Origin of the sequence: Pantoea sp. BS_8 (assembly GCF_041954965.1) — a bacterium.
Lineage (GTDB): Bacteria > Pseudomonadota > Gammaproteobacteria > Enterobacterales > Enterobacteriaceae > Pantoea > Pantoea stewartii.
Genome location: NZ_JAVAXU010000004.1, coordinates 261,452 through 267,451 on the forward strand (window position 1 = coordinate 261,452; position 6,000 = coordinate 267,451).

A 6,000-nucleotide genomic window follows, 5' to 3' on the forward strand; every position below is an offset into this window, starting at 1 on the left:
CTTTGCAGGTCAATAAGGCTCACAACACGGCCAGCCAGCCGCCATCAACGTAAATCATCTGCCCGTTGATATAATCTGACGCGCGCGAAGCGAGGAAAACGGCGGTGCCGGCTACTTCGTCTGGCCGGCCCCAACGTTGAGAGGGATTGCTGCTTTTCACCCAGCTATCAAACCGGGCGTCGTCCACCAGCGCACGGTTCATGTCGGTTAAGATATAACCCGGCCCAATCGCGTTGGTCTGGATATTAAACTGAGCCCATTCGGCCGCCATTGAGCAGGTCAACATCTTGATTCCGCCCTTGGCCGCCGTATAAGGCGCAACCGTCGGACGCGCGGCCTGACTGGTTAACGAACCGACATTGATGATTTTTCCGCCCTGGTGACGGGCGATCATGCGCTTTGCCGCCGCGCGTGAAACCAGGAAGGCGCTGGTCAGGTTGGTATCAATGACTTTTTGCCACTGTTCAAGCGCCAGTTCCAGCATCGGTTTACGGTACTGAATGCCGGCATTATTGATAAGGATATCCACCGCAATCGCCTGCTCATCCAGCGCGGCAAATGCCTGTTCAATTTCGCCTTCATCTGTCACATCGAATACCCGCCCCGTGGCGTGATAGCCTTTCGCCACGAGTTGTTCAACCGCCTCATCCAGCCCCGCTTTACGCGTGCCGTTCAAAATCACCTGTGCCCCGGCCGCCGCCAGGGCTTCAGCATAGGCATAACCCAGCCCACGAGATGAACCGGTGATTAATGCCGTTTTCCCGGTCAGATCGAACAGTGCAGTCATATTCCACCCTTAAATATGTATGACAACTATCTTATTAAGGTGAATTTACGCGCAGATTAAATCAATACGAAATGATGCGTTATGAGGCGTCTATCACAAAGCCCTCACCCTGAAATTGATTAGAATGCTGTATTTTAAGAAAATAAATCTTAACTACGTGCATAAAGTTCAGTCATTAGATCCCCATCACAGAATCGGAAGCTAATAAGGGCAACGACCCGGCTTTGTGATAAAACAGTCATGTTGTATGACAACATACCTGTTAGCCATGAGCAGCAACGAGCACGACGGTGGCGGTAAGTGGCCTGATAAAAGAGGAGCGATTGTGAGTAATCTGTCCATCACGAATGTTAAAACCATTCTGACTGCGCCCGGCGGCATCGATCTGGTCGTGGTTAAAATCGAAACCAACGAGCCGGGTCTGTATGGCCTGGGCTGCGCCACCTTTACCCAACGCATCTATGCGGTACAAAGCGCCATTGATGATTACCTGGCGCCTTTTCTGACGGGCAAGGATCCGGCAAGAATCGAAGATATCTGGCAGTCTGCCGCCGTCAGTGGCTACTGGCGCAATGGTCCGGTCATGAATAACGCCCTGTCCGGTGTCGATATGGCGCTGTGGGACATTAAAGGCAAACTGGCCGGATTGCCGGTTTATGAGCTGCTGGGCGGCAAGTGTCGCGATGGTATTGCGCTCTATGTGCACACCGATGGCGCAGACGAAGTCGAAGTGGAAGACAGTGCCCGCGCCAAAATGGAGGAAGGTTATCAGTATATCCGCTGCCAGATGGGCATGTATGGCGGTGCCGGTACTGACGATCTCAGACTCATCGCGAACCGCATGGTCAAAGCGAAAAATATCCAGCCTAAGCGTTCACCGCGCAGCAAAACAGCAGGCATGTACTTTGATCCGGAAGCCTATGCGAAAAGCATTCCACGCCTGTTTGATCATCTGCGCAACAAGCTGGGTTTTGGCGTAGAGCTTCTGCACGATGCGCATGAGCGCATTACACCGATTAACGCCATTCATATGGCTAAAGCCCTGGAGCCGTACCAGCTGTTTTTCCTGGAAGATCCGGTTGCGCCAGAGAACACGGAGTGGCTGAAGATGCTGCGCCAGCAGTCCTCTACGCCCATCTCAATGGGCGAGCTGTTCGTGAATGTGAACGAATGGAAGCCGCTGATCGACAATAAGCTGATTGACTATATTCGCTGCCATATCAGTTCCATTGGCGGAATTACGCCGGCGAAGAAAATTGCTGTTTACAGTGAATTAAACGGTGTCCGCACGGCCTGGCACAGCCCCGGCGATATTTCACCGGTCGGCGTGTGTGCGAATATGCATCTGGACCTGAGCTCACCAAATTTTGGCGTTCAGGAATACACGCCGATGAACGATGCCCTGCGTGAAGTGTTTCCCGGCTGCCCGGACGTCGAGCAAGGCTATGCGTACGTTAATGACAGGCCGGGATTGGGTATCGACATTAATGAAACGCTGGCGGCGAAATTCCCCTGCGAAGGCGGTAACCCCACCTGGACGATGGCCCGTACGCCCGATGGCACGGTCTGGCGTCCCTGAATCCGTTAACGGGAAGCAAAGGCGCAACAGGGTGCCTTTGCTTTATTCTTCCCGGTCCTGTAAACGAAACGTACTCGCGTTCAGACCAGGGACCGGGTCAGTGACCCTGAGTCGCTACCGGTTCATCCACCCCAATCAGAATTCGACGTCTTCCAGGCTAAAGTACTCGGTCTGGTCGTTATAAGAGAAGATCTCCGCATAACGGCCCCAGTTAATCACACTATCCAGCGTCTCTTTAGCCGCACTGTCGGAAAGCGAATCTTCCAGTTCCTGTTCAAAACGCACGCGCGGTGCACGATGTCCCGGACGCTCATCCAGTACCGTTTTGATCAGGGCGGCCAGCGGCACGTAACGCAGCAGATGATCGGCAAACATCACCTTACGCTGCTGCGTGTCTGACTCGGCAAACACCCGGGCGGGCGGCGTCAGGAAGATGTCCCCTTCCCGCACGTCCGCAAAGCCCAGCGACTGAAGCACTTCGGCTATCGGGAACAGTTCATCGACTTCCAGATGCAGCGAACGGGCCACCTCTGGCATGTCGGCGCGGCCGTGGTACGGTGCTGCTGCCAGGGTTTCGATCAACCCGGCCATCAGGTTGGTTGACACATGCGGCAGCCGCGTTCCCAGTCTGAGGCTCTTTTTCACATTATCGCTGGTAGGCCGTGCGGTCATTTGGGTATAAACATCATCGACCAGCCGACGAAAAGCCGGATCCAACCGGTTACGCGGATGGCCAAAGGGCACTTTGATTTCTGCCACTACGCGCCCGGGGTTAGAGGACAGCACCAGAATGCGGTCACACATAAAGACGGCTTCTTCGATATTGTGGGTGACGATAAGCACCGATTTCATCGGCATCTGTCCCTCATTCCACAGATCGAGTAAATCGGTACGCAGCGTTTCGGCGGTTAACACATCCAGCGCGGAAAACGGCTCATCCATTAACAATAAGGTGGGATCGACGACCAGAGCGCGTGCAAAGCCCACACGCTGACGCATGCCGCCCGATAATTCACGCGGATAGGCGTTTTCGAAACCGTCCAGGCCGATAAGGTCAATGGCCGCCAGCGCACGCTTTCTGCGTTCCGCTTTTTCCACGCCCAGCGCTTCAAGCCCGGCTTCTACGTTCTGTAGCACCGTTAACCAGGGAAACAGCGCAAAGGTCTGGAACACCATCGCCACGCCTTTGGCGGGGCCGTTCAGCGGTGCGCCCAGGTAGTCAACGGAACCCGAGCCGGGCGTAATCAGACCAGAAATAATGCGCAGCAGTGTCGATTTTCCCGAACCAGAGCGGCCCAGCAGCCCCACTATCTCGCCTTCATGCAGAGTCAGATTGACGTCATCCAGAATCAGCACTTCACCGTGCGCTTTATCGTAACCGTGCTTAATGTCTTTTACCGTCAGGACCGCCTGGCGACCGTCCGTTTTTTTGGTCGACACGTCTGCATGGTGTGTGGGTTGATTGTTTAACATCTCGGGTCCCTTAATTAGCACGGAATTTTGATTCAGCGTAGACGTACAGCGGCCGCCACAGCAGACGGTTGAACAAGGTGACAAACAACGACATCACGGCGATACCAAGAATAATCCTCGGGAAGTCCCCAGCGGCCGTGGTTTGCGCGATATACGCCCCCAGGCCGTGGGCGGTGACCTGCGTATTTCCCCATTGTACAAATTCGGACACGATGCTGGCGTTCCAGGCTCCGCCGGAAGCGGTAATGGCACCGGTAATGTAGTAGGGGAAAATGCCGGGCAGCATCACCTGACGCCACCACTGCCAGCCGCGAATATGAAAGTTTGCGGCAGCCTCTTTGTAATCATTGGGAAAGGCGGTGGTGCCCGCCACGACGTTAAACAGGATGTACCACTGCGTACCAAGCACAATAAGCGGAGACAGCCAGATATCCGGATTCAGCCTGAAGTGCACAATCATAATGACGAACACCGGAAACATCAGGTTGGCCGGGAACGCCGCCAGGAACTGGGCAACCGGCTGAATTTTTCCGGCCAGTGCAGGACGCAGGCCAATCATCACGCCCAGCGGCACCCAAATCAGCGATGAAATCAGAATCAACACGGTGACGCGCAGAAGCGTAATCAGCCCCAGGCCGAAGACATGTTTCACGTCCGCCAGCGTGACACCGATTTGCACATAGGTAATAACCCGCCAGACCACATACAGGGTCAGTAAAATGACGAAGGCGCCCCAGATAAAGTCACCCAGACGCGAGCGGGATTCCGTGCTGCTTTCGGCCCGGACCGACCTGGAGGCAGGCCAGCGCCACGAGATACGCGCCAGCGCAGACAGCAGTAGGCGCAGCGGCGTAAAGATCTGGTGAATCAGGCGCGTACGGCGCATCAGATCACGCACCCATGAGGTCGGCGCACTCCCCGAACGTGTGTTTTCCATGCGGAACTTATCCGCCCAGGCCACCAGCGGCCTGAACAACAGTTGATCATAAGCCAGAATCACGATCACCATCGTAAGCAGTACCCAGCCCACCGCATGGATATCTTTATGCAGAATCGCCTGTGCCAGATAGCCGCCCACGCCCGGTAAGGTAAAGGTATTGTTACCCACCGTGATCGCCTCTGAGGCGACAATAAAGAACCAGCCCCCCGACATCGACATCATCATATTCCACACCAGTCCCGGCACGGCGAAAGGCGCATCCAGCTTCCAGAAACGTTGCCAGCCGGTCAGATGAAAGCCACGTGAGACTTCCACCAAATCGGCCGGTACGGTACGTAGCGACTGGTAAAAGCTAAAGGTCATGTTCCAGGCCTGACTGGTAAACAGGGCAAATATCGCCGCCAGTTCTACGCCCAGCACCTGCCCGGGAAAAAGGGCAATAAAAAAGGTCACGGTAAAAGAGATATAACCCAGCACCGGCACGGACTGCAGGATATCCAGAATGGGCACTAACACCTTTTCTGCCCGGCGACTTTTGGCCGCCAGCGTGCCGTAGATCAGGCTGAACACCAGTGAAGCCAGCATCGCTACCAACATACGCAGCGTGGTGCGCATGGCATATTCCGGCAGATTAGTCGGATCAAGGGAGATGGCCTGGGTTTTCAGGCTGTCAATCGGCATCAGCGTTTGATGAAAGCCCACCGCCACCATTGCAATCAGGCAAATAATCAGGGGAAATGCCACGGCATCCCAGACGTTTGGCAGCAACCGTCTGTTAGCCGCCAGCATGGTGAATCGGAAGTTCATGAGCCCTCTCTTCTTTTCATCACGGAGCGACTGAAGTATTTCAGGTGAGGGATTATCAGTCAGGATTATTAAACGTATGCTCACCTGATAGCGGGGTTTTTATTAATTTTTTATGAAAGCCCAGTCCCGGTTTTTGCTGGCACGCGCAATGCTGCCCTTTTCTTAATACAAACAGACTGAATGATGTGGCAAAGGCCCCAACAATGTACGCCCACGCCTTACACGACAAAGGCATCCTGCGCGCGTAAAACCCACGACATAATCACAGTTTGCTCTGTTTTTTGATGCCAGTGGTTGCTGAGACTGAGGGTTTAAAATATAAACCTGTTTAATATTTTTTGTACAGGCGCATGCGACAGGTTCTGGCAGCAAGCCATCTCTGTCTTGATAATCCATTTACTTAACGAATCGATT

4 protein-coding genes are annotated in these 6,000 nt (G+C 54.2%); 1 reads left to right on the forward strand and 3 read right to left on the reverse strand.

Translation table 11 applies throughout. The annotated features are described in order from the left end of the window. Nucleotides 1-19: 19 nt before the first annotated feature. Nucleotides 20-787 (reverse strand): SDR family oxidoreductase, encoded by a 768-nt coding sequence (locus tag RAC65_RS11530; RefSeq protein ID WP_039338810.1) that lies wholly within the window; start codon nucleotides 785-787, stop codon nucleotides 20-22. A 325-nt stretch (nucleotides 788-1,112) separates the two neighbouring features. Between RAC65_RS11530 and RAC65_RS11535 the strand changes: the two genes are divergently transcribed. Then, on the forward strand, nucleotides 1,113-2,366 hold the full coding sequence (locus tag RAC65_RS11535; RefSeq protein WP_033740161.1) for an enolase C-terminal domain-like protein: 1,254 nt from the start codon (nucleotides 1,113-1,115) through the stop codon (nucleotides 2,364-2,366). A gap of 135 nt (nucleotides 2,367-2,501) precedes the next feature. On the opposite strand, the gene RAC65_RS11540 is transcribed toward RAC65_RS11535, so the two are convergent. Together RAC65_RS11540 and RAC65_RS11545 are read right to left on the reverse strand one after the other, a co-directional pair. Further along, nucleotides 2,502-3,839, reverse strand: a complete 1,338-nt coding sequence (locus tag RAC65_RS11540; RefSeq protein ID WP_164482913.1) for an AAA-associated domain-containing protein — start codon at nucleotides 3,837-3,839, stop codon at nucleotides 2,502-2,504. 10 nt (nucleotides 3,840-3,849) lie between these two features. Next, the gene (locus RAC65_RS11545; RefSeq protein ID WP_054688189.1) at nucleotides 3,850-5,586 is read right to left on the reverse strand and encodes an ABC transporter permease subunit; all 1,737 of its coding nucleotides are present in this window, start codon (nucleotides 5,584-5,586) and stop codon (nucleotides 3,850-3,852) included. Between the last annotated feature and the right edge of the window lie 414 nt (nucleotides 5,587-6,000).